Origin of the sequence: Enterococcus rivorum, from assembly GCF_001742285.1 — a bacterium.
Taxonomy (GTDB): Bacteria; Bacillota; Bacilli; order Lactobacillales; family Enterococcaceae; genus Enterococcus_L; species Enterococcus_L rivorum.
This window is the reverse complement of record NZ_MIEK01000078.1, coordinates 66,713-90,171: the sequence shown is the minus strand read 5'-3', so window position 1 is coordinate 90,171 and position 23,459 is coordinate 66,713. Positions and strand designations below refer to the sequence as shown.

The 23,459-nt window shown below is 35.7% G+C and carries 24 protein-coding genes; 6 read left to right on the top strand and 18 right to left on the bottom strand.

What is annotated here, in order from left to right; all coding sequences use genetic code 11:
- Positions 1-116 precede the first annotated feature (116 nt).
- The 7 genes from BCR26_RS17155 to BCR26_RS19160 all read right to left on the bottom strand — a co-directional run bounded on the left by BCR26_RS17155 (position 117) and on the right by BCR26_RS19160 (position 7,310).
- Positions 117-911 carry a TraX family protein gene (locus BCR26_RS17155; RefSeq protein WP_069700176.1) on the bottom strand — a complete coding sequence of 265 codons (795 nt, stop codon included), beginning with the start codon at positions 909-911 and terminating at the stop codon, positions 117-119.
- 246 nt (positions 912-1,157) lie between these two features.
- Complete coding sequence (locus BCR26_RS17150; RefSeq protein ID WP_069700175.1) at positions 1,158-2,444, bottom strand: NCS2 family permease; 1,287 nt, start codon at positions 2,442-2,444, stop codon at positions 1,158-1,160.
- Between the two features lie 14 nt (positions 2,445-2,458).
- Positions 2,459-3,412 (bottom strand): ABC transporter permease, encoded by a 954-nt coding sequence (locus BCR26_RS17145; protein WP_069700174.1) that lies wholly within the window; start codon positions 3,410-3,412, stop codon positions 2,459-2,461.
- 3 nt (positions 3,413-3,415) lie between these two features.
- A complete protein-coding gene (locus BCR26_RS17140; RefSeq protein WP_069700173.1) occupies positions 3,416-4,486 on the bottom strand; it encodes an ABC transporter permease in 1,071 nt (356 codons plus the stop codon).
- The gene (locus tag BCR26_RS17135) at positions 4,487-6,007 is read right to left on the bottom strand and encodes an ABC transporter ATP-binding protein (protein WP_069700172.1); all 1,521 of its coding nucleotides are present in this window, start codon (positions 6,005-6,007) and stop codon (positions 4,487-4,489) included.
- A gap of 120 nt (positions 6,008-6,127) precedes the next feature.
- Positions 6,128-7,147 carry a BMP family lipoprotein gene (locus tag BCR26_RS17130; protein WP_069700171.1) on the bottom strand — a complete coding sequence of 340 codons (1,020 nt, stop codon included), beginning with the start codon at positions 7,145-7,147 and terminating at the stop codon, positions 6,128-6,130.
- A 31-nt stretch (positions 7,148-7,178) separates the two neighbouring features.
- Positions 7,179-7,310, bottom strand: a complete 132-nt coding sequence (locus BCR26_RS19160; protein WP_281186569.1) for a hypothetical protein — start codon at positions 7,308-7,310, stop codon at positions 7,179-7,181.
- A gap of 126 nt (positions 7,311-7,436) precedes the next feature.
- Between BCR26_RS19160 and BCR26_RS17120 the strand changes: the two genes are divergently transcribed.
- Both BCR26_RS17120 and deoD read left to right on the top strand, forming a co-directional pair.
- Positions 7,437-8,147, top strand: a complete 711-nt coding sequence (locus BCR26_RS17120; protein ID WP_069700169.1) for a Crp/Fnr family transcriptional regulator — start codon at positions 7,437-7,439, stop codon at positions 8,145-8,147.
- A 171-nt stretch (positions 8,148-8,318) separates the two neighbouring features.
- On the top strand, positions 8,319-9,023 hold the full coding sequence (gene deoD, locus BCR26_RS17115) for a purine-nucleoside phosphorylase (RefSeq protein ID WP_069700168.1): 705 nt from the start codon (positions 8,319-8,321) through the stop codon (positions 9,021-9,023).
- Between the two features lie 192 nt (positions 9,024-9,215).
- Here the strand turns inward: deoD and BCR26_RS18190 are convergent, their stop codons facing one another.
- The 8 genes from BCR26_RS18190 to BCR26_RS17070 form a co-directional block, all read right to left on the bottom strand.
- The gene (locus BCR26_RS18190) at positions 9,216-10,193 is read right to left on the bottom strand and encodes a coiled-coil domain-containing protein (RefSeq protein ID WP_084387190.1); all 978 of its coding nucleotides are present in this window, start codon (positions 10,191-10,193) and stop codon (positions 9,216-9,218) included.
- A 696-nt stretch (positions 10,194-10,889) separates the two neighbouring features.
- Complete coding sequence (locus BCR26_RS17100; RefSeq protein ID WP_069700166.1) at positions 10,890-12,080, bottom strand: DUF998 domain-containing protein; 1,191 nt, start codon at positions 12,078-12,080, stop codon at positions 10,890-10,892.
- A 305-nt stretch (positions 12,081-12,385) separates the two neighbouring features.
- A complete protein-coding gene (locus BCR26_RS17095) occupies positions 12,386-13,228 on the bottom strand; it encodes a PTS system mannose/fructose/sorbose family transporter subunit IID (protein ID WP_069700165.1) in 843 nt (280 codons plus the stop codon).
- A complete protein-coding gene (locus BCR26_RS17090) occupies positions 13,212-13,982 on the bottom strand; it encodes a PTS mannose/fructose/sorbose/N-acetylgalactosamine transporter subunit IIC (protein WP_069700164.1) in 771 nt (256 codons plus the stop codon). The genes BCR26_RS17095 and BCR26_RS17090 overlap by 17 nt, the downstream gene beginning before the upstream one ends.
- A gap of 33 nt (positions 13,983-14,015) precedes the next feature.
- Positions 14,016-14,489 carry a PTS sugar transporter subunit IIB gene (locus BCR26_RS17085; RefSeq protein WP_069700163.1) on the bottom strand — a complete coding sequence of 158 codons (474 nt, stop codon included), beginning with the start codon at positions 14,487-14,489 and terminating at the stop codon, positions 14,016-14,018.
- Positions 14,482-15,234: a BtpA/SgcQ family protein gene (locus tag BCR26_RS17080; protein ID WP_069700162.1), complete on the bottom strand. Its 753-nt coding sequence runs from the start codon at positions 15,232-15,234 to the stop codon at positions 14,482-14,484. The genes BCR26_RS17085 and BCR26_RS17080 overlap by 8 nt, the downstream gene beginning before the upstream one ends.
- A gap of 12 nt (positions 15,235-15,246) precedes the next feature.
- Positions 15,247-15,657 carry a PTS sugar transporter subunit IIA gene (locus BCR26_RS17075; RefSeq protein ID WP_069700161.1) on the bottom strand — a complete coding sequence of 137 codons (411 nt, stop codon included), beginning with the start codon at positions 15,655-15,657 and terminating at the stop codon, positions 15,247-15,249.
- Positions 15,658-15,673: 16 nt separating this feature from the next.
- Positions 15,674-16,405 carry a GntR family transcriptional regulator gene (locus tag BCR26_RS17070; protein ID WP_069700160.1) on the bottom strand — a complete coding sequence of 244 codons (732 nt, stop codon included), beginning with the start codon at positions 16,403-16,405 and terminating at the stop codon, positions 15,674-15,676.
- Positions 16,406-16,757: 352 nt separating this feature from the next.
- Between BCR26_RS17070 and BCR26_RS17065 the strand changes: the two genes are divergently transcribed.
- The 4 genes from BCR26_RS17065 (at position 16,758) to BCR26_RS17050 (ending at position 21,679) form a co-directional block, all read left to right on the top strand.
- Complete coding sequence (locus BCR26_RS17065) at positions 16,758-17,585, top strand: PRD domain-containing protein (protein ID WP_069700159.1); 828 nt, start codon at positions 16,758-16,760, stop codon at positions 17,583-17,585.
- Between the two features lie 11 nt (positions 17,586-17,596).
- The gene (locus BCR26_RS17060; RefSeq protein WP_069700158.1) at positions 17,597-19,012 is read left to right on the top strand and encodes a PTS transporter subunit EIIC; all 1,416 of its coding nucleotides are present in this window, start codon (positions 17,597-17,599) and stop codon (positions 19,010-19,012) included.
- Positions 19,013-19,759, top strand: coding sequence for a ChbG/HpnK family deacetylase (locus tag BCR26_RS17055; RefSeq protein WP_069700157.1), 747 nt, complete (start codon positions 19,013-19,015; stop codon positions 19,757-19,759). It abuts the gene before it with no gap.
- 501 nt (positions 19,760-20,260) lie between these two features.
- Positions 20,261-21,679, top strand: coding sequence for a cryptochrome/photolyase family protein (locus BCR26_RS17050; protein ID WP_069700156.1), 1,419 nt, complete (start codon positions 20,261-20,263; stop codon positions 21,677-21,679).
- A gap of 178 nt (positions 21,680-21,857) precedes the next feature.
- Here BCR26_RS17050 and BCR26_RS17045 read toward each other — a convergent pair whose 3' ends face one another.
- The 3 genes from BCR26_RS17045 to BCR26_RS17035 form a co-directional block, all read right to left on the bottom strand.
- Complete coding sequence (locus BCR26_RS17045) at positions 21,858-22,349, bottom strand: AraC family transcriptional regulator (RefSeq protein ID WP_069700155.1); 492 nt, start codon at positions 22,347-22,349, stop codon at positions 21,858-21,860.
- Positions 22,350-22,390: 41 nt separating this feature from the next.
- Positions 22,391-22,783 (bottom strand): helix-turn-helix transcriptional regulator, encoded by a 393-nt coding sequence (locus BCR26_RS17040; RefSeq protein ID WP_069700154.1) that lies wholly within the window; start codon positions 22,781-22,783, stop codon positions 22,391-22,393.
- A gap of 314 nt (positions 22,784-23,097) precedes the next feature.
- Positions 23,098-23,400 (bottom strand): hypothetical protein, encoded by a 303-nt coding sequence (locus tag BCR26_RS17035; protein ID WP_069700153.1) that lies wholly within the window; start codon positions 23,398-23,400, stop codon positions 23,098-23,100.
- Positions 23,401-23,459: the final 59 nt, after the last annotated feature.

Here is a 23,459-nt window from a genome sequence, read left to right as displayed (position 1 = left end):
CTTTATTATATAACATCCAATCGTAATCGGTTTCATTTTTATAAAAAAAACGACCAGACAACTTTGCATAAAAGTCATCTGGTCGATTCATAGATTTTAGTTATTGTTACAAGCTATCAATAAAAATGCGTGAAGATATAGGCTGAAATTAAATATAAAATCCAAATATGGGCTGGATAAAAGATATAGAAAAAGTTTCTCATCCCTTTACCTTTTTCGCCATTAAATAATAACATTGGAATCACAGCAAAAATCATTATCCACTGGGTTGATCCTTGTGAAAAGAAAAATACCGCTGCTAAAACAATCATTAAACATTGTAACCAACGTTGATTTCTTGCTAGATACATTAGCGGAATTAGCAACACCATCAAACCATTTTCAGTAAACATTAATGCTGGAACAAAGTTAGCGATATTTGCTGCAATAATTGCGGTAGTAAGATTTGACATAAGCATTATTAACAATGCAGAAGAGACAATAGGGAGCAAAATGAATCCCAAGCCTAACAATCCTTTACCAATTTTTTTACTTTTATATCCTTCACTGATTTTATCAATTCCGTACATCATCATCGTACCCACTAATAAATCACGAAAAATATTATTCATTAATTGAACTTCTTCGTAGCCAACAATTCTTTGTAATGCAAAGCTCCCATAGGACATTAGTATCATCCCAATATATAATCGGAACATGTATTTTTCTTTACTTCTTGTATGACTAAACCCAACGACACTGACAAAAAAGAATAACGTAGCAACAGGTCTTCCAAACCAATCGATCCAGCTAGGTGCGCCCATTGGAACAAACATCTGGTGAATATGATCGATAAACATCAAGACAATACCAATTACTTTTAAGTCAAATGTTGTTAATCCTTTAAATCTATTTTTTGTTAATGAATTCATCTCCGACACTTCCCTCAACGTTTCTTATAGTCATTGTAAACTACAAAAAACAGGAAGTCTTCGGAATCATCTTTCAAACATCTATCAATTTTGTTAGATTAAAAATTTTTCATCATTAATTTTTATTAGATTGTTTAGAAATATTTATAGTTTGTATTAATTATATTGCATCCACGATATTTCTAACAGCTTTAATGAACCAAATCTATTCTATTTTACCTGACATGCGCTTCTATGATTTAGTTTTTACATCGGTCCTAAAATAAAATAAGTCAAAAATAACATCGCTAAACCATACATTAAAGGCGTCACTTCTTTGCGTTTTCCCATGACAAATTTTAATAAAGGATATGCAATAAAACCTAAAGCAATACCGTTTGCGACATTAAAAGTCAAAGGCATCATAACAATCATTAAATAGGCTGGAAAAGCTTCTGTAAAATCCTGCCACATAATATTTTGAACGGAGGTCATCATCAAACAACCAACAATAATCAATACTGGTGAGATGGCACTTTGTGGAATAATTTTAAAAACTGAAACAAATAAGATAGCCGGTAAAAACAAAGCACCTGCAACTAACGAGGTCAAACCAGTTTTCCCACCAACTGCTATCCCAGCAGCATTTTCAGCTGCTGAAGTGGTGGAACAAGTACCTAAACACGCGGCAACAACCACTGAGATTGCATTTGCTCGAAAAGACATTTTAAACTTGCGTTTATCAGGCAACATGCCCAGTTGCGCCCCCATATTTTGAAACACAATCAACATGGTTAAAGCAAAAACAGCAATCCAAAAATTAAACGTAGCCATTTTGGAAAAATCAAAGGCAAATAACTGATTATGGTAACCACTTAGTGAAAAACCACCCTCTGAAATACCTGAAAAGTTCACTAGTCCAAGAAAACCAGCTAAAATAGTTCCTCCGATAATGCCTATTAAAAAATTTCCTTTAATATTTTTCAAATACAGAATCAACATCAGCACTAGAGTAACCAATGTCACAAGAGGCACTGCTTCTCTTAAATTCCCCAAGCTAACAAAAGTATTAGGGTTACTGACAATGATTCCTCCATTTTTAAAACCTAAAAAAGCAATAAACAAACCAATTCCAGCCGTCATTGCGGCAATTAAGGTTTTGGGAATTGAGCGTTCCAAGTAATCTGCAATCTTCTCAGAAGAAATGATTAAGAATAAAATTCCAGCAATCAAGGTTGCTGCTATTGCTTGTTGCCAAGTTAGCCCGAAAGAAGTTACTAAAACAAAGACGAAAAACGCATTATCGCCCATTCCTGGAACTAAAACAAGTGGGGAATTGGCTCGAAAAGCCATTAGCATACAACCAATAAATGCCGTCAAACCTGTAGAAATCGTGACCCACTCATAAGACATCCCAGCTAAACTTAAAATCGTTCCATTGACCGCTATAATATATGAAATCGCGATAAACGTCGTAACTCCCGCTAAGATTTCCTTGCGAACGGTTGTCTCTTCTTCCGTCAAATGAAATCTAGTTTCTAAAAAAGTCTTCAATCAATCCGCTCCTTTTAACGTTTCCCAACATCGTAATGTTCGCCTAAAGCACTTGGGGCTTTGGTTTTACCACCTGCAATCAGTAATACGATTAAAGTCAGTAAATACGGCAACATATAAAAGAATTCGTTAGGAATCGCTGCTGCAAAATCAAAAATTTGAAATTGGTCTTTAATCGCTTGAGCTAAGCCAAAGAACAATGCCCCAGCCATTACGCCTACTGGATGCCAACGACCAAAAATTACCGCTGCCAAAGCAATATACCCTTGGCCTGAAATGGTATTGAAGGCAAAATTACTATTGGAGGTTAAAACAATTGTCGCTCCACCTAACGCAGCAATTGAACCACTTAATAATACTGAAATATATTTTATTTTCATAACATTGACCCCGGCTGTGGCTGCAGCACTAGGGTTTTCACCAATGACTCTTAGGCGAAGGCCAAGTGGGGTTCTGAAAAAAATAAAGAACAATAGTCCAACTAATAAGAACGCTAAATAAGTAGTTGGGTACGCATTAAATAGTACCTTACCCACAAACGGCAAATCACTCAAAATCGGAATTCGAATTTTTTTTAAGACATGAGTAATAATCGGTGTTTCGGCTGAACCAGCGAAAATCATTTTGACTAAAAAGAAGGTTGAACTGGTAGCTAGCATATTAATGACTACTCCACTTACAACTTGATCTGCATGATATTTCAGCGTTGCAATCGCATGAATTCCTGAAAAAATTAACGTAAAGATAAAAGCTCCCAGCAAGCCTAACCAAGGCGTTAACGCACCCATACCACTCTGTTCTGCATAATAAGCAGTTACCGCTGAAGCAAACGCACCTGATACCATAAATCCTTCAATACCGATATTTGTCACGCCAACTCTTTCAGAGAGCATACCGCCTAACGCAGCAAAAATTAAAGCTGTTGAGAAAACCAGCATACCATTTAATAAATTTGCTAAAATATCCATTGCTTATCCCTCCTTCGGTTGCTTATTTTTTCCAAATAGGTAAAGTATGCTACGAACAATTCCTGAAGCTGCGACAAAGAAAATAATAAAAGCAATAACCATATTAATAATCTCTCTAGGCACACCTGCACCAAAACTCATCCCTTGAGCACCGTACGTTAGCAAGCCAATCAATGTTCCTGAAAGCAAAATACCCAAGCCAGTTCCGCCTCCTAATAATGAAACGGCAATCCCGTCAAACCCGATACCAGAAGTTGTTGAATTGATAGCAATATATTTAAAGACACCTAAGACTTCAAAACTACCAATTAAGCCCCCAATCAAGCCTGAAATCATCATCGCTCGAATCATTACAGCAGGGACTTTCATTCCAGCATATTTTGAAGCAAAAGGATTCAGGCCTACCGCACGAATCTCATATCCTGATTTGCTACGATTCAAATAAATATGATAGGCTAAGACAGCGAACAGCATGATTATAAAGCCCCAGTGAACACGTGCACCACCCATTCGTTCAGATAACCAACCAATATTAATACTAGCTGAATCTTTAATTAACGTTGAACGCTGAGTCCCTGGTTGATCCATAAACAAACGAATCAGGTAATGACTGAGATAGAGTGCAATAAAGTTCAACATAATTGAACTGATTACTTCATTGATGCCTCTTTTAGCCTTCAAATAGCCCACTAAACCGCCCCATAAAGCACCAAATAATCCGCCGACAACCATCGCTAACAAGCCGTGCAAAAACGGTGGTAATTGAACTTGAGTTCCAACAATCAAAGCCCCTAAAGAACCCATAATGATTTGACCATCAACCCCAATATTAAACAACCCAGCATGACTAGCGACAGCAACAGCCAACCCACTCATAACTAATGGAACAACGGTCCGAAAAGCTTCTCCTAAATCATAACTAGTTCCAACAATCTTTTTAATCAGTGAGCCGTAAGCCAAAAGAGGATCGTACCCTCCGATTAACATCATGACTGCCCCTAATAACAACCCTAAAATAATAGCAATCAGAGGAATTAGAATAAAGTCATATTTTTTTAAAAAGCGTTGCTCCATCTAACTTACCCCCTTCTGATATTTCCCTGCCATCATTAATCCTAGTTCACGATCATTGGTTGTTTCTGGTGTTGTTTCCCCAATTATTTTACCGTCAAAAAGAACTAAGATCCGATCGGAAACATTTAAAATTTCTTCTAATTCAAATGAAACCAGCAAAACTGCAACTCCACTGTCACGTAATGCCACTAATTGTTGATGAACAAATTCAATAGCCCCCACATCTAGCCCTCTAGTCGGTTGAACCGCCACCATCATTTTAGGCTGCATATTCATTTCTCTAGCAATAATCAGTTTTTGTTGATTACCACCAGATAAAGAGCGAGCTTTCGTCTCAATTGAAGGGATTCGAATATCAAAATCTGTAACAAACTTTTGCGTTAATTGATTCATCGCTTCTCGATTAATTAGGCCTTTTCGATTCATTTCTGGACGATAATAAGTCTGCAAAACACTATTCTCGTTCACTGAAAAATCTAAAACCAAACCATATTTATGGCGATCTTCTGGAATATGTGCCATACCTTTTTCCGTAATTTCTCGCGGTGAATGGTCACCAATAGATTCTCCATTAATTAAAATCGTCCCCGAATCAATCCTTCTCATACCGGTAATAGCTTCCACTAACTCTGTTTGACCGTTGCCATCAACGCCAGCAATCCCTAAAATTTCTCCTCCACGAACATGAAAAGACAAATCGTCAATACTATTATTGCCATGGGGATTTTTCACGACCATCTCTTTCACTTCCAGACAAACGTCTTTTGGCTTAGCAGCTTTCTTTTCAGTTGAGAAGTGAACCGTTTTTCCTACCATCATTTCGGCTAGAGAATCTGTCGTTGCGGTTGCTACTGAAACGGTTTCAATTACTTTTCCACGACGAATAATTGTACAAGAATCAGCAGCTTCCATAATTTCTTTCAATTTATGTGTAATCAAAATAATCGATTTTCCTTCTGCAACTAACTTTTTAAGTATGTTTAAAAACTCTGTTATTTCTTGAGGCGTCAAAACAGCTGTTGGCTCATCGAAGATTAAAATATTTGCGCCTCTATATAATGTTTTAATAATTTCAACTCGTTGCTGCATCCCCACATTGATCTCTTCAATTTTGGCATCTGGATCTATGTCTAAACCATATTTTTCAGATAACGCCAGCACCTCTGCTTTGGCTTTTTTCAAATCAATCTTAACGCCTTTTTTCGGTTCTTTCCCAATAACAATATTTTCTGTAACAGTAAAAGGTTCCACTAATTTGAAATGCTGATGCACCATTCCAATCCCTAAATCAATCGCTTTATTAGGATTATCCATTATTTGTGGCTGACCATTGATAATTATTTCACCACTATCTGGTTGATAGAGACCAAAAACAATATTCATTAGTGTTGATTTACCCGCCCCATTTTCTCCAAGAAGCGCATGGATTTCCCCTTTTTTCAGCTTAAAGTTAATGTCTTCATTCGCTTTAAAAGACCCAAAAGTTTTCGTAATTTGTTTTAGTTCTAAAACTGTTTCCATTCAATCCACCTTCTTATATATCGCTATTATCGAGACTTTTTAAAAGAAAACAGGAGGAACAAAGCGTGAATTGTTCCTCCTAATAATCCGCTTTTTTTGATTTTTTCTAAAAATGAAAAGTTATTTTACAGGTACTTTAATATCCCCATTGATGATTTTTTCACGATACTCTTCAACTTTTTTCAAAACATCTGGCGCAACATTTTTATCAGAAGTTGGAGCAATATCAACGCCTTTTTCTTTTAAGCCCATTTCAGTTACTTTTCCACCTGGGAATTTGCCATCTGCTAAATCTTGGCTAATTGCATAAACAGCTTCGTCCACTTTTTTAATCATAGAAGTCAAGGTAACATCATCTCCAAATTCAAGTGATTGATCTTTATCAACACCAATTACCCAAATGTCTTGGCCATCTTTTTTACGTTCTGTTGCTTCATTGAACACACCATTTCCAGTCAAACCAGCCGCGTGAAAAATAATATCTGCCCCATCATTATAGATCGTTGAAGCTGCTGATTTTCCCATATCTACGCGATTAAATAAACCCGTATAATTAATAATTACTTTAGCTTCTGGGTTCACCGCTTTAACCCCTTCACGATAACCTGCCGCAAATTTTTGAATCACTGGGATTTCCATTCCTCCAACAAAACCAACTTTATTTGTTTTCGTTGTTAAACCAGCAATTACCCCCACTAAGAATGCTCCCTCATTCTCTTTAAAAGAGACGGATGCAACATTTGGTACCTCAATCGCTGAATCAATAATACCTAACTTAGCATCAGGATGATCGTTTGCAATTTCAGTCACCGCATCTTCTAATGTTGCTGCTGTTGCCCAAGTTAAATCATAGCCATTATTGACAAATTCTAACAAGTTCGGCAAAACATCCGCATCCGCTTTAGGTTCTAAGTATTTGACTTCATACCCTTTATCTTTCTCTAATTTTTGTAACCCTTCCCATGCACTTTGATTAAACGACTTGTCATTGACACTCCCTAAATCCGTTACCATCCCAATTTTTAGTGTTTTTTCGCCCGCATTGCCTTCAGATTTCTTTTCCCCTTTGCCACCACAACCAACTAAAACCAAAGACAATACCATTGCTGTGATTAACACTTTAAACGCTTTTTTCTTCATGTTCTTTTCCTCACCTTACAATTTTTATTTTTCACAAGTGACCGCTATTCCTGATAACTTTTACTTGATTCTCTCCGCTTTCCCCAACATTCGGACTTAATTCTCCCCCAATCATCATCAGATCTATCAAAAAACTACTAGAAAGAATCAGAATAAGTAGCACTATAAATGATTCCTCCCTTAGAATCACAGAAATATTTCTTTTCGATTCTCCTAAATTTTTCATTTTTCCAACATAAAAAAATGGTAAACTAAGGTCATCACAACGCAATGGGAAAGGACCTTTATCATGATTGAAAAACTAAAAAAAATTGATGTTTTTTCGGACTTATCGGAAACAGAGCTTTCTTCTTATCAAAATTTTTTTAGAGTACGTAACTACAAAAAAAACCAAATCCTAATGTTTGAAAATGATGACACGGAAGAGATTTATTTTATTCTATCTGGCCAATTAAAAATTTATCGCATGCACGATGGCAAGGAAATCATACTTGGCATTGCTACTCCCGGAGACATTATTGGCGAAACCGAGGCCCTTTCAGATGCTGAATACCGTCTTTCTAGCGTTGAAGCACTCACTGATGTATCTTTACTAACTATCTCAAAAAAGAATTTCCTTTTTTTAATTGACGAACACCCTTGTATTTTGAAACGAACCTATGCTGTCTTAGCTAGTCGAACTCGCTTGTTGAACCGCTTAATTCGTTATTTAACTTTTTATGATGTACGTCGCAAAGTCGCAAATTTGATTGTTGATTTCTATTATAATTTCGGTAACGATGAAGACAATCTCTTAAAAATAGACATGAAGATCAATCAATCGCTTTTCGCTAATATGCTAGGAGTTTCAAGAGAATCTGTTTCTAAAACCTTAAGTGAATTTCAAGACGAAAAAATCATTGACTTCCAAGGGAAATATCTTCACATTATGGATAAAGAGAAATTACTTTCTGTTTGTGATGAAGCCGAAGAATTTCAATTTTTAAGAAAATGGAAATAGCTTATTTCTGTTTTCATCCTAACACTTGAAATCGCTTACTTCAATTATTCCCTTAACAGTAAAAATGTGAGCTACGTCACACTTTTATGGTTGCCCCTTTAACGGTATTCATAAAGTTCTCCATGTTATAGTAAAAAAGAAAACGGATACAAACAAAATAGGAGGGATTTTATGAGTTTTCATATTGAAGCAGAAGCAGGGCAAATCGCCAAACACGTCTTATTACCGGGTGATCCTTTACGGGCAAAATATATTGCAGAAAATTTTCTAGAAGATGCTGTCTGTTATAACCAAGTCAGAGGAATGTTAGGCTATACTGGAACTTACAAAGGTGTACCAATTTCGGTACAAGGAACAGGCATGGGTATGCCTTCAGCAGTTATTTATATTCATGAATTAATTAATGACTATCACGTTGAAAAACTAGCTAGAATCGGAACCTGTGGTGCTATTCAAAAAGATATCGCAATTCGTGATGTTTTAATTGCTCAAGCAGCAGCAACGAATTCTTCAATGATTAAAAATGATTTTCCAACCTATGATTTCCCACAAATTGGTTCCTTTGAATTAATCGATAGAGCCTTCCATTTAGCTAAAGAAAAAGACATGACGATCCATGTTGGAAATGTCTTATCAGACGATTCTTTTTATAAAGACAACGAAGAGGAATTTTTACGTTTGGGTGAATATGGTGTCCTTGGAGTTGAGATGGAGACAGCAGGACTTTATTATATGGCAGCTAAGTTTGGCGTCGAAGCTCTTTCTTTACTGACTGTTAGTGACCATTTAATTACTGGTGAGCAAACGTCTCCTGAAGAAAGACAAACTACTTTCAATGACATGATTATTATCGCTTTAGAAACACTGACTGCTTAAATCGACAAAATCTAATTTTATTTCTAAAGATAGTCGTCTAAAAACTAATTTATAGTTAAAGCAAAAGAGGATGATGAAGTAGTCAAAAGACAAACTGACTGCTCCATCATCCTCTTAAATTAAAACATTGCTTTTTCTCTCTTATATTCCCATTCAATTTGATACTCAATCATAAAAATAAATATCTAAAATCTACTGGTATTTTCTGACTATTTCTTTCAACTTATTAATGGCATCTACATCTCCCGATTGTTGAAAAACAGGTAGGTAGCTATCATCAGAAAATTGTCCATCATCTGATGCTTCTGTAAATCCTGAACTGAAGGCAATCATACTTTTTCCAGTCGCACCATATTCATAGATATTACCAGTATCTGCTAATAGATACTTGGTAATTTTCTTTTCAGGATTCGCTTTTGTCGAATATCCACTGGCTATGCTTTCAAAATTTTCATTTAGTCCTGTACTGCCATCTAGGGAGGTATAGAAAACAACGCCCCCTAAACTGTGTAACTCAAAAGCATTGTATCCTGGGGTCATCAACTCCTGGACTTGTATTCGACCATCAACAGTCACTCCATACCAGTCTCCTCTTCCACCAGCTCCATGGGCAAAATATTGACTAGTCACTGTCATATTTCCAATTTGAGCGCGAGGAATCGCCCAATTCAAAAATTCTTGTGTGATGGCTTGTTTTTCTGCCTCTGAGTATGTTCTTACAACAATTGGTGTTGTTATCACTTCTGTCTTAATTTTCTTCTCTTCTTCCAAGGTTTGCTCTATTTGTTTTAAAAGCTCATCCGCGTATCTTGCAAGATTCTTGGAACCAGAAATCTCTTTTAAATTGTTGGCTAAATCAAAGGCCTGGCTGTAGATTTTACTGTTAAAATTTTTCAACGCTTCTTTGTAAATAGAAACTTGTTTTAAATAATTTTTAGCTTTTTCACTCTTACTATCGTACTCCAAAGCTAATTCAAAAGAAGCTTCTGCTTTATCAAATTCTTTATTTACAATCGCTTCATTCCCTTTTTCCATTGCTGAATTGTATGCTGATTTATTTTCAGTTTGGGTTGTAGATGATGGACTCTTTGTTGGCTGCACCTTTTCTGTTTTACAACCTGTCAACACAACTAAACATGCAATCATAACAAAAAATAGTTTCTTTTTCATTTTTTCTCCCCCTAAATATTTAAATAGAATTCGCTAGTTATTCATTTCTTTTTTATAACTCTTGTGTCTATTGACTGACCAAAAAAACAACTGATTGGTTTCTCTTATATTATTACATAATTCCTATAGAACGCCTACAGTAAAAACTTTTTGTATCCATCTCGTGGATAGTCAATTTCTAACACAGATGCTACAATGAACTTAAAATAAGAGCATTTCAATAAATCAATGAAAATAGGGTGTTTCAAAAAGGAGGAAAAGATATTGAGTAATAGCAATATGATTCTAGTTCTTTTACTATTAGGTCTATGTTGTCTTTTATTAAGTAGCAGGGGTTCAGGAGGTCTTGGCTATCGTGGGATTAGCACTTACGTTTTGGGCATGAGAGTCTGGAAATTCTCAAATAAAATTTTCGGTATTACACTCCTTTGTTCTTCTTCCATTTTGTTTCTTTTTTCGACGAACTATGCTTTTAACGAGGCTCGTTTCCGTGGGCTGATTTTAATATTTATTTTCTTTTCCGTGGGTATTACTGATTTAGTTACTCTAAAGAAATACCGAAAAAAGGGTAGGATGAATGGAAAATAGATACACTAAGATAGCATGAAAATACCTTAATAAAAAAGTTCTTATTCTGATCAACAAACTCAAAATAAGAACATTTTTTTAGTTTAGCAGACTATACATTAAAACTCGCTAATTGCTGGAATTCTCTTCATCTCTTTCAACAACAACTTGGAAAGTGTTGTTCACCTCCTGAGCTATTTTTTGAAGATTTTGTAATAACAACAAAATCCAACTAAATGCTAACATAAACGCTAATAGTTCAAAGACTGTCAGAGAAAAATAACCCACACTTTGAAATAGAACGGTAATTGCAACCAAAAATAGTCCAATCATATAAGAAATCGTTAGAAATTCTTTCGTTACATTTGGCAGCAACCACCTTATCCCAATAATTAAAATAATGATTAGATAGACTAGATAACCAGCCACTTGATTGTGAACGCCCTGAAAACGACCTGTTTCAGTATAATGAAATAAACCTACTGCTCCTAAATCCAACGCGGTTAAAGTTAACAAAATACGCAGAATGGACAATCGCTTATTATTAGGCAAAGCTCTTTTCAGTTCAACAAATAGACAATCTATTAACGCTACCATCAATAACGCTGAAAACATTAACGTCACGTTAAATTGCCAGCTATTTTTCGCTTCTGTCGTTCCTAAAAAACTAAAATTATGCTGCCACCACAAATAGTCTTTATTAGTAATCATTGAAATTAGGACACCACCAATAATTGCAAAAATTAGCATATTCGTCAGTTTAGAAGGGGTAATTGATAATGCTGAATAAATCATAAAATAGTTAACAATCCCTGTGAATAGCCCGAAGAGTATCGTGGCAGTGTAACGATCAAAACTCGCTCCCTCAAAAATAAGACCAATAATCTTGAAAAAAACCAATAAGGCAAACAATAACATGACAACAAAAGAAATCAAAATTGTTGGGAAATTCCGCCAATATATATCCTTGGATTGGGTCGTGATTTGATTGTTTTTCCCCCTAATAAAAAAAATAAAAAAGCTAACTGTTCCGCTAACAATCCCTAATTGTAGGACCATGTTAGCGATAGATTGTTGGCCTACTAAATTAATCTGAGTATCTCCAGTGAATAAAAGATAAACAAAATAGAACAGACTAACAATGACTGTTGGAATTAAAAACCATCTTAAAGAAATAGTTTGGTTTCCAACTTCCTTATTTGAAGGTTCCATTATAACCTTCTGATCTTTGATTCTTAACGTTATTTCCTCTCCATTTTCCAGACGAAACTCTTCGACTATTTTTTTTGGTATAGATAACTTAAAATCTTTTTCTCCCATATTAAGATTCCCCCATTTTCAACTCACTTCTTGGTTCAAATAACCAATAACGCTTTCAACCTCTTTCATTTTAGTCTATTCTCGTTGAAAAGTTTAGAATAAAGACTTATGAAATAATTGACTTAAACGAACCTTTCACAATACGACTTCATGTTTACTCTATTTGTTTAGAAAGAACTTATTTTTGAAAAATAAAAAGAACCTACACTGATTATTCCAGTGTAGATTCTCTAAAAATATAAGATGTTCATATAAGCAAGACTTTATACAATTTACTCAAAAGTAACTTCATATAAAATCCTCTCTTAAGCAACACCCAAGGCTGCAAAAAGTATAGAAATTACAATAACTCCGATTAACAGCGTTGTAGTCTTCACTTTTTTCCCTAACAACCAATAAATGATTAAGAAAAAGAGGGCTGGGAAAAAGCCCAACATTATTTGATCTACATACTCTTGCAATGGTGCCGCTATCTTTCCACTTCCAACTTTAGCTGTTAATTCAAAAACCACATTGGAAGCGGTCATCCCACCAATTACCATGAGTCCTAGAATCGACGCTGCATTGGTAACTTTTTCAATTACACCACTATCACCAACATCACTAAAGAATTTCGCTCCAAGCTTAAACCCTTTGTCTAAGCAAATATAGCGTAAAATAAAATGAGGGACATTAATAATCAGTAAGAAGGCTATCGGACCAAAAACGTTTCCTTGCTTCGCTAAAGATATAGCAACCCCTGAAGCAATAACTTTTAACGTGCCCCAGAAAAATGAATCGCCAATTCCAGCCATAGGTCCCATCAAACTGGATTTCACTGCATTAATACTGGCCGGATTAAACTCTCGGTTTTTAGTATTTTCTTCCTCCATTGCACCTGAAATCCCGAACAGAAGTGTAGAGATATGCGGCGTTACCGACATAAATTCAAGATGTCTTTCTAATGCTTCTTTTCGATCTTCTGGCGTTTGATATAAACGTCGAATAATCGGAGCCATTGCAAAAGCGTACGCCAAATTCTGCATCCGCTCATAGTTCCAAGAAGAATCTAACGTCATGGAACGGAAAAATACCGACCAGAAATCTTTTTTCGTAATTTTAGACTCTGGTGAAATCGTCGTTGACTTTTCTTTAGAATTCGTTGTCATCGGGGTAGGCCTCCTTTGGTTGATTCTCATTGAAATTCATGTAGAGTAAAATAACAACAATTCCAAATAATGCAATTCCAACAACGGTAATATTTAGATACGCCGCTAACAGAAAACCTAATAATAGAAATGGCACCATTTTTTTAGTCACCATCATTCGAGCGAGCATGGCAAACCCAATTGCTGGAATAATTCCTGCCGCGATATCTAAACCATGAGTCACAAACTCAGGGACATAGGAAAGAACGGTTTCAATGAAAGGAACTCCTAAGTAAAAGCCTAATGCAACAATTAATGCAAGTAAAATTTTGTTTCCAATTCCTGCAATAATCTGAATTCTTTCTACTCCTTTGATATTGCCTTTTTCAGCTTCTCTATCAGCTAAGTGGCTGGCTCCTGTAAGTAAGAAGGTCATTTGCAAATTATCAATTAATAGCACTAAGGTTGCTATTGGCACTGCTAAAATAACAGCACTGGAAATGGATTGCCCACTCATAATAACATAGGCGGTTGCAATAATCGTTCCTGAAACAAAGTCTGGCGGATTACTAGCCCCCACGGGAAAAGCTCCCATAAAAACTAATTCTAAAGTGGCTCCTAACTTGATTCCAGCTTCCAGGTCTCCTAGCGCTAACCCTACTAATGGTGCAACGACAATCGGCCGATTCCACATTGTTGAACCAAACCAGCTATGCATATAAGCAAAAAATGCAATTCCAAACATCAACAACACTCGAATAAACGTAACTTCCATACTTTCTCTTCCTCCTTCCAAACCGATCTGTTTTTATGGTAATAACTTTTCAACCGCTGTGGCTGAGTCATCAGGTACTAACTGAACCGTCAATTTTTTTCCATCCGCTAATAGTTCCCGGATTCTTTCGATATCTCTTTCTGATAAATGTACTGCTTTCGATACTTGGACTCGATCGCTCCCATTTTTCATCCCACCAAGATTAATTTCAGTCATTATCGGAACTCTTTTCACTAATTGATACATGTCCTCCACAGATTCACACAAAATAAATAGTTTATACTTATCTGTCACACCGGAATTTAATGCTTTTACTGAATCGTCAATGTTTTTCATTACCAATTTAACACCAGAAGGCTTTGCCATTTTCATTGCACTCATTTTTAACTCGTCTTTAATTAAATCGTCACTAGCAATTAGAATGCAATCTGCCTCTAAAAATTTTGTCCAAGTAAAACCCACTTGACCATGAATCAAGCGATGATCCACACGCAACATTTTAATCATTCAACTCACTCCTTAATTCTTTAATCATTGCCATAAATTCAGCTACATGTTCTGCACAAATATCTCCAGTATCTTTTCGAGTGTCTTTAAAATAACTGCCGACAATCGCTGCATCACAAATTCTTAACTGCGCTTTTGCATTTTCTTTCGTTACTCCTGCCGCAACAATCAGTGGAAATTCTGGTAATTCTTTACGGAACAACTCGATTTTAGCTAAAGAGGTTTCTTCCCCGGTAGCGTTTTCAGTTACAGCTATAGCATCACAGCGTGTCGTTGCAATCGCTAAATCTTCTGCTACTGTTTTTTCAGATAAAACAGGTTGATATTTAAAACGAACTCCTCCAATTAATTTTGCCTGACAGGTACTTCTGTACAAATCGAAAAATTCCTGAAGAGAGGCTTCATCCCGTGATTTTACATGTCCTACAACCGAATCGATTTGCATAAATTGCAGCCCATATTTTTTAGCTAGATGAAAACCTAAAGGATCAACATTTAAGACATTTACCCCAATAGGCAGTGACAGATTTAGAGACTTGATATATTGAATTGCTTTCTCCAAGTCATAGTAGTTCCCGTAATAATTTTCCATCAGAATGCCATCAATTCCATTTTCTACGTAAATTTGAATCTCTTTTTTGGCACGTTCTAATATCTCCTCATCACTATCTCCTTTCAAATGAATCACACCAATAATCGGCTTTTTCTCTTGAAATAAGGATAAAAATGTTGCTTTTTTATTCACGTTGCATCCTCCTTAAAACTCTTCATTTTCTAAATTTTCAATTGTGACGCGTCGGATTCCTTGTTGTGCTTGAAAAATAATTTCTTGGATTTCTTCCTCCGTTAGCCTTTCTGGACCAGCCAGTAAAAGTTCTAATGCTAAATTCAAATTGACACCTGAAATCAAAATCACGTTTTTAAAAGCAGTTGTTTCTAGCAAAGCATTGACGACACTGGCACCGAACAAATCTCCTAGCAAAATATAGTCATCTACTTTATTTTGAGCGAGCTCTTTCTTTAATTTCTCAGAAAAATCTGTGGCACTTTCCCAAGGATAAAGACTGAACGTTTGAATTTCTTTGGCCGCTTCTCCGACAATCATTTCTAGTGAATGCTTTAATCCTTTTGAAAAATCTCCATGAGTTGCAATATATATTTTTCTCATAATCCCCTCTCCCTTACTATTTGTTATAGGATCGAATCGCTACTTTATATATTTCACTACGAATATATTGCTCGTTAAAATAAAGAATTTGATTTTTTTCGTCAATCACCGTTTGATTAATTTTCACCAAAGGCTCTTCTTCTTCCACGCCAAGATATCGGGCAACTTTTTCATCTGCCAAAGAAATTTCTATGATATTGTCAAAATAAGATGCAATTAAACCACCATGTGTCCGCAAGGTGTCCAATAATGATTCATCTGCCAAATTCACCTCTAGCATAAAGTCAAAATCATTTCTAAAATAATCCACTTCAAAAATAGCTGCTGTTCCATCTAGCAAACGCACTCGTTCAATCGCAATGACATACTGCCCTTTTTCAATTCCTAAAGCTTGTGCCACATGTCCAGTTGCTTCTTTTTCTTCCACTGAGACAACTTTCGTCCCTGGTTTTTTCTGCATTTGAAGTCCTGATTCCGTAAAACTTCCCCCTGCTGTCATACTTTCAATGTACGCTGGCATTGAAACAAAAGTTCCTTTTCCATGACGTTTGACTAAAATATTTTCATCTACTAATTGCTTAATTGCATTTCGAACAGTGACTCGACTCACACCATAAATTCTAATTAACTGCTCTTCGGAAGGGATCTTGTCCCCAACTTGATATTCACCAGATTTCACCTTAGCTAGTAACGCTTCATACAATTGTTTATACAATGGTGCTACTGCGTTAGATTCTAATTTCTCCATGTTTTCACCTCTTAGAATAATTTGAATATAGTCATTTTTAATACGTGTTAATACGTCTTTAATATAAAGCGTTTTCTATGGAAAGTCAATAGAATAATTAATCTTTTCTATCCATTGATATTTTTATCGTTATTTTCCCCATCAATGATTAGGCTTCTCACGATTTTTTAGTTTTATATAAAAAAAGATAGATTGAAAACGCTATCTTTCCGTGCTATACTAAACGTAATAAAATATAAAGTGGATTGTAACTCTGTTTGGAGGCATTACCATAAGAATGAGGTGATTATTCTTAGGTTTAGTGTGCCCAGATAGAGTTTTTGCGTTAACTAAAGAGGAAGGAGGATGTGTAATGAAGGTTGTAAAAAAAATAAATAATAATGTGGCAGTCTGTCAGGATGCTAACGGAAATGAACTTGTTGCATTTGGCATCGGTATTGGTTTTCCTAAAATGCCTTATGAACTCAATGATTTAAGCAAAATTTCCATGACTTTTTATCAGTTAAATGCTCACTACTATCAACTATTAAGTGAAATTCCGCAAGCTATCTTTGACATCAGTGCTGAAATCGTAAAATTAGCTCAAATTAAACTGAGTAAAAACTTAAATCCCAATATGGTCTTTAGTTTAGCTGACCACTTACAATTTGCGATTACAAGAATGAAGAAATTCAAAGACATGAAACTAATCTTTTCTTATGACATCCAGCAACTCTATCCTCGTGAAACTGAATTGGGCCAATCTGCCATAGAGCTGGTTCAAAAAAAACTATTCATCACCTTACCAGATTCCGAAATCACCACAATTGCCATGCACTTTGTCAATGCCCAAGAAGAAATAGAAGTAAATGAGAACGAGCCAAATGTCGACGAGTTAATTGACCTATGCTCAGCATTAATTGAAGATAGCTTTCAAACTCAATTGAATAAAAATGACTTTCACTATAATCGATTTGTCATGCATTTACGCTATTACATTAAAAGAATCCAACAAGAAGAACAATTTATAGACAGTAATGAACCACTCTTTGAAACAATGAAAGAAAATAGCCCAAAAGCTTATGAATGCTCTATCGCAATCGCTGAACTGATTCAGCAAACTTTAAAGGTAAAAAGTACCGACGATGAGCTACTTTACTTAATGATTCATATAAATCGCATCATAAAAAATAACCAATGAGGAGAATCAACATGGATAAAAATAAACAATACGAACAATTGGCTAGCCAAATATTGGCAAGCATTGGTGGAAAAGACAACATCTCTTATGTGACTCATTGTATGACTAGATTACGTTTTAATATCAAAGACAATAGTTTGGTTCAAGAAAAAACTTTAACATCTATTCCAGGAGTACTTGGTGTTGCACGATCTGGTGGTCAGCTACAAATAATTATCGGCCAAACGGTAGAACAAGTTTATACTAGCTTATGTCAAATAGGAGGCTTTGAATATAGTACGCCCATACAGGAAAACCTTGATACGCCAAAAGAAAAACTCACCTTGAAAAAAGTCGGTAATAAGATTTTAGATGCATTGGCTGGCTGCTTAACTCCTTTAATTCCTCTTTTAGTAGCTGCTTCTATGTTCAAAATGCTTGTTGCAGTATTAGGTCCTGGAATGTTGAACCTCATTGCAGAAGGCTCTGATTTATTTACTTTACTTACCTTTGTTGGTGATGCTGGATTCTATTTCTTCCCCATTTTTATCGCCTATACTGCTTCTAAAAAATTCCACGTAACCACTGTTGTCGCTATGTTTTTAGGTGGAATTATGATTCATCCAACTTTTGTTCAACTAGTTACTGATGGGAAAAACTTCAGCGTCTATGGGATTCCTGCACAGCCTCAACTTTATGCCAGTACTGTGATTCCCATTATTTTTTCAGTCTGGATCATGTCTTATGTTGAAAAATTCTTTAAAAAACATTTACCTACTACATTAAAAACAATTTTTGCTCCAACACTTACGATTGCCGTAATGATTCCATTGACACTGATTATCATTGGACCTGCTGGAAACTTTGCTGGGAATTATCTGACAGAAGGAATCTTAGCTTTCGGAAACTTAGGCGGCATTGCTCATTTGTTAGCTATCGGACTGGTTGGCGCATTATGGCAATTTTTAGTCATGACTGGCATGCACTTATTAATGATTACCACTATGATTATGCTATTTTCTGCTAATGGATCAGATAATTTTGTTACGTTGGGAGCCGTTGCTGCAAGTATGGCAGTCACAGGAATGTGTTTAGGCGCCGCTTTAAGAATCAAAAATTCAGAAGAGCGGAACTTAGCTTGGAGTTATGTAATTGCTGGAATCATTGGCGGTGTCACTGAGCCAGGGATGTATGGCGTTGCCGTAAAATATAGACGTCCCTTTGTGGGCTTAATGGCGGGTGGATTTGCTGGGGCTGTTTATGCATCAATTACAGGTGTGACGGCTTACGCACTAGTCCCCGTTGCTAATTTTTTGGCATTAAGTGCTTATGCTGGTGGCTCTACAATAAATTTAATCAATGGGGTCATTAGTGGCTTGATTGCGATTTTAGTCTCAGCGATTGTTACCTATTTGATTGGAGTGGAACAGAAAGGACAGGTGAAATAAATGGCTATTTTAATTCGAGCAGATGACTTAGGTTACTCTGAAGCAATAAATTATGGGATTGCAAAATCTGTTTTAGAGGGGGTCGTAAATAATGTAGGCGTCATGGTAAATATGCCCGCAACAGAACATGGTTTAAACCTATTAAAAAATGTTGATGTTTGTTATGGCTGTCACACCAATATTTGTGTTGGAAAACCTTTAACTGATCCTCAATTCATTCCAAGCATTACGACAACCACAGGAACCTTTAAGTCTTCAAAAGAATACCGCCAAGCAAAAGAAGATTTTGTTGTTTTGGAAGAAGTTTTACTAGAAATTGAAGCCCAATACCATAAATTTGTTGAACTAACAGGCAGACAACCTCAATACTTTGAAGGTCATGCAGTAGAAAGTCCTAATTTGGTTAAAGGACTCCAAATGATTGCGGAAAAATATCAGTTAAAATATTCTGGTTTTTCTTTTGATGGAAAACCTATGCTTGTTAATCAAACAAAAGTTTACGTGTCGATGGATAGCATGAAACCAGACTATAACCCCTATCAAAGTTTGAAGAAATTAGTTGAAGCACCTCATAAAGATGGCGTAGATATGCTAATTTTACACCCTGGCTATTTGGATGACTTTATATTAAATACTTCTAGCCTGACGATTCCACGAACAAAAGAAGTCGCGATGGCCATCCATCCTGACACTAAAGCACTCTTGAAGCAAGCAAACATTCAGTTGTTAACTTATGCAGATTTGTAAAATAAGCTAAACTTGAGGCAAGAATGAACTCCCCCGAATATCATTTTTGCCTCAAAAAATAGTTTTCGATGTCTAGGATTTATCCGAAAGCGATGAAGAAACCTTAATTTTCCAGTGAATTTCAGAGAAATCCGGGAAGAAAACATAGCTTATGTGGTGCCGAAACGAGGCTTAGGACAATGAGTTACATCCAATTCATGAAAATAGTCGTCGCTGGAGTTTTTAAACACAGCCGAAATCTCTTGCCACATTTATTTCCTTCTAAGCAGAAGCATATTTATATGTTTTTTCTCCTCAACTATGGCATACTAAAATTATTACTAGGTAGGTTTGAAAACTATAGTGAGAGTCAAATTTTCCACTGAATTTTGTGAAAATCTGGGTAGAATAGGTATTTTATGTGATGCCATAAGAGAAGCTCTATTGCAATGGGTTACCTATGATTCACAAAAATAGTCATCGTAGTAGTTTTTAAACACATCCGAAACAGAGGTGAAATGAATGACATCAATCATGTGGTTCCGGCGAGATTTAAGACTTGAGGATAATCAAGCTCTTGCTCACGCCCTAAATAATTCAGAAAAGCTTATTTTACTTTTTCAAGTGAATCCGAAACAATTCTTGGAAAATAGCATTAACCAACAAGCTTTTTTTGCCAGTGTTGCTCATTTTCGAAAAAAAGTGAATCAAAAACTACACTTACAGATTTTATATGGCGAACCATTAGACTGTTTCAATCGAATAAAAAAAGAAATTCCTAACTGGAATCATATTTATTTTAACCGTGATGAATGTGGGTTTGGTTTTACTCGGGATGAAGCAGCAAAAATTTTTTTTAGGCAAAATGAGATAGCTGTTCACGATTTTTTAGACGCTCATTTGCACAGTGCTCAAGAAATCAAAACACTATCTAACGATTTCTACAAAGTCTTTACTCCTTACTATCGAAATTGGCTTCAAAGACCCAAACCCCAGCCAATTAAAGTGGCAATGGATCAAAAAAAAATGGTGTCGGCCACTCTTTTTCCTGAAGATGAAAAACGATTTTCAGATTACCTAACAACGCTAAAAATTAGCCCTTCAACTTCAGTTGGTCAGCAGGCTGCAAAAGAAAAACTGAATCAATTTATTGCTAAAAATCTTTCTGACTATACAGAAAACCGTGACATTCCAATAAAAAATGCGACGAGTCATTTATCTCGCTATCTTCGCACAGGAGAGATATCTATTCGGACCGTTTGGCAAGCCGTTCAAGAAGCAGAAGATTCTTTAGGGAAAGAAACCTTCCAAAAAGAATTATGTTGGCGGGATTTTTATACTATGATTTACGCTGCGAATCCCCAACAAAAAGAGCAACCCATCCAAAAAAATTTCTCTTTTATCCAGTGGGAAAACAATGAAGAACAGTTCAGGCAATGGAAAGACGGCTTAACAGGCTATCCGATTGTGGATGCTGCTATGCGCCAATTAAAAGAAACAGGTTGGATGCACAACCGTCTTCGGATGATTGTAGCTTCCTTTTTAACGAAGGATTTATTGATTGACTGGCGTTGGGGAGAGCAGTATTTCCAACAAATGTTAGTGGATTACGATCCTGCTAGTAATATTGGCGGGTGGCAATGGGCTGCTTCTACTGGAACAGATGCTGTGCCGTATTTCAGAATTTTCAACCCAACGACCCAATCCAAGAAATTTGATCCTTCTGGAGATTTTATTCGACACTATGTTCCGGAACTGGCAAACGTTCCAGATGACCTTATCCATCAACCAGAAAAAATGAGCGCTCCACAACAAAGAATGACTAATACCCTGATTGGAAAAAATTATCCCGCTCCTATCGTCAACCACCAACTCGCACGTAAAAGAGCAATTGCTGCTTACGAAATGAGCAAAGACTGGGCAAAAAGTAATTATGAATAAAAAATAAACAACAAAAAAAAATGTAACCTCCGCTCATTGTTGATAAGCTGAGGTCACATTTTTTTTGCTTACTTCTAATCTGGCTAATACAGAAAAAACATCTTTATAAATCTTCCATTACATCTTTATAAAACCATTTCTTCTCTCTACTATCGCACCTTCTAGCAGAATAAAAAATTTAAAGAATCGGAATATAAATATCAGTAAGACTTTTGTCTTTTAGATTTTTAGGTGGTTCTGTGATGTATATTTCAAAGGGAACAGCATCTCTTGGTTTTGCCTTGTCTTTAAAAAGCCATTCTTGATACATATATTGCCAGGCTTCTCCATACTGAGTAGCTGAAATCTCAAAGTGCCCCACACCAAATTTACCTGAAATACTAGATTCACAAATATTTCCACTTTCAATTACCTTTGCCTCTTTTGGAATAGTCATCGTCACACTGGTGCGAAGATTTTTCTCATCCGTAATAAACGGGTTGTCATCATAAATCGTCAGAACCTTGGTTTTCTCTGGAACAATCAAGTGATTCTTAGTGGCAAAATCAAACAGTTCTTTAAATAAATTTCTGCTATGCTTTCTAAATTCAACATAGCTTCCTCTAAAACGAATATAGATAATTCTTTGATCCTCTAGTTCCTCTGTACTGATATTGATAGGTTCAATCATCCGATAGTCCTCCTTGTTTTTGAGCTCTCTTACACTGACTATTATTCCATGAACCAATTAACTTTTCTTGACAATTCTTGCTGTTTTCTATAATTTATCGGACTAACGCCAAAGTGCTTTTTGAACGTTCGACTGAACGAACTAGAGTCATTGTAGCCATATTCCATCGCAATAGTGGTTATAGAAACCCTAGGATTCACACATAAAAAAATCGCTGCACGTTCTAATTTAAATCTAGTCACAAATTCATTGACCGTTTCCTCAGAATACCTCTTGAAAATTCTATGAAAATAAAATTCAGACAAATGGGCATTCTTAGCTAAAAGCTTCAGAGATAACGGTTCTTTTAAATGTTGCTCAATGTAATCCTCCGTTTTATTAATTAGACGAATGTATGATTGTCTTGAAATGGCATCTTTATTTGGTCTATTCATTTTACGGCACGCTTACCTACTAATCACTAGTTAATCCTTAATGATTAATTAGTAGTTAATTTCTCCTTATTTTATTCGTTCAAAGAGAGTATAACAGATTCTCGTAATTTATTAAATTTGCAAAAGCCTCTGCTAAAGTTAAAATAAGTGTGCAGGATAAACTTCATGAGTTTTGTCCTGCACACTTAAAAATAGAGCAAATAGTCTCTAATCATTTAGATTTATAGAACGTTATCTTGTTATCAAATTCACAATACTTTTGAAATTAAATTAGCTTCTGAACATCCATGTACAAAAGTATGAACCATAAATTTTTAAACGCTTTCATTCCGGATTGACTTGTAATCAGCACCTAAGCTAGCCAAATAAAAATCAATTGAATAGTAACGGTGATCACTTCGAGAATATTTTGACTTTTTGTCTTTCAACTTTTGGATCAACTCTAAGCGTTCTTCTTCTGTTACCGTTTCCCAATCATTCTCATGTGTACGAAAATAAAGTCTAAAAGGCAACTCTGCATCCATCTTTACTTCTAAAAAGTTTTCGGGTTTTCCTAACGCATGGTAATCGACATCACTAAGAACTTCTCCAACATAATTCATAAATTTTTGACTCATTTTTTTTGACCTCCCATTTTAATAAATTTACCTGTATCGTATACAAAAATTGTACTAAA

Excerpts from the sequence above, each read along its gene's own strand:
- BCR26_RS17155 (WP_069700176.1), bottom strand. The coding sequence starts at position 911 with ATGAATTCATTAACAAAAAATAGATTTAAAGGATTAACAACATTTGAC.
- BCR26_RS17145 (WP_069700174.1), bottom strand. The coding sequence starts at position 3,412 with ATGGATATTTTAGCAAATTTATTAAATGGTATGCTGGTTTTCTCAACA.
- BCR26_RS17140 (WP_069700173.1), bottom strand. The coding sequence starts at position 4,486 with ATGGAGCAACGCTTTTTAAAAAAATATGACTTTATTCTAATTCCTCTG.
- BCR26_RS17135 (WP_069700172.1), bottom strand. The coding sequence starts at position 6,007 with ATGGAAACAGTTTTAGAACTAAAACAAATTACGAAAACTTTTGGGTCT.
- BCR26_RS17130 (WP_069700171.1), bottom strand. The coding sequence starts at position 7,147 with ATGAAGAAAAAAGCGTTTAAAGTGTTAATCACAGCAATGGTATTGTCT.
- BCR26_RS17120 (WP_069700169.1), top strand. The coding sequence starts at position 7,437 with ATGATTGAAAAACTAAAAAAAATTGATGTTTTTTCGGACTTATCGGAA.
- deoD (WP_069700168.1), top strand. The coding sequence starts at position 8,319 with ATGAGTTTTCATATTGAAGCAGAAGCAGGGCAAATCGCCAAACACGTC.
- BCR26_RS18190 (WP_084387190.1), bottom strand. The coding sequence starts at position 10,193 with ATGAAAAAGAAACTATTTTTTGTTATGATTGCATGTTTAGTTGTGTTG.
- BCR26_RS17100 (WP_069700166.1), bottom strand. The coding sequence starts at position 12,080 with ATGGGAGAAAAAGATTTTAAGTTATCTATACCAAAAAAAATAGTCGAA.
- BCR26_RS17095 (WP_069700165.1), bottom strand. The coding sequence starts at position 13,228 with ATGACAACGAATTCTAAAGAAAAGTCAACGACGATTTCACCAGAGTCT.
- BCR26_RS17090 (WP_069700164.1), bottom strand. The coding sequence starts at position 13,982 with ATGGAAGTTACGTTTATTCGAGTGTTGTTGATGTTTGGAATTGCATTT.
- BCR26_RS17085 (WP_069700163.1), bottom strand. The coding sequence starts at position 14,489 with ATGATTAAAATGTTGCGTGTGGATCATCGCTTGATTCATGGTCAAGTG.
- BCR26_RS17075 (WP_069700161.1), bottom strand. The coding sequence starts at position 15,657 with ATGAGAAAAATATATATTGCAACTCATGGAGATTTTTCAAAAGGATTA.
- BCR26_RS17070 (WP_069700160.1), bottom strand. The coding sequence starts at position 16,405 with ATGGAGAAATTAGAATCTAACGCAGTAGCACCATTGTATAAACAATTG.
- BCR26_RS17065 (WP_069700159.1), top strand. The coding sequence starts at position 16,758 with ATGAAGGTTGTAAAAAAAATAAATAATAATGTGGCAGTCTGTCAGGAT.
- BCR26_RS17060 (WP_069700158.1), top strand. The coding sequence starts at position 17,597 with ATGGATAAAAATAAACAATACGAACAATTGGCTAGCCAAATATTGGCA.
- BCR26_RS17055 (WP_069700157.1), top strand. The coding sequence starts at position 19,013 with ATGGCTATTTTAATTCGAGCAGATGACTTAGGTTACTCTGAAGCAATA.
- BCR26_RS17050 (WP_069700156.1), top strand. The coding sequence starts at position 20,261 with ATGACATCAATCATGTGGTTCCGGCGAGATTTAAGACTTGAGGATAAT.
- BCR26_RS17045 (WP_069700155.1), bottom strand. The coding sequence starts at position 22,349 with ATGATTGAACCTATCAATATCAGTACAGAGGAACTAGAGGATCAAAGA.
- BCR26_RS17040 (WP_069700154.1), bottom strand. The coding sequence starts at position 22,783 with ATGAATAGACCAAATAAAGATGCCATTTCAAGACAATCATACATTCGT.
- BCR26_RS17035 (WP_069700153.1), bottom strand. The coding sequence starts at position 23,400 with ATGAGTCAAAAATTTATGAATTATGTTGGAGAAGTTCTTAGTGATGTC.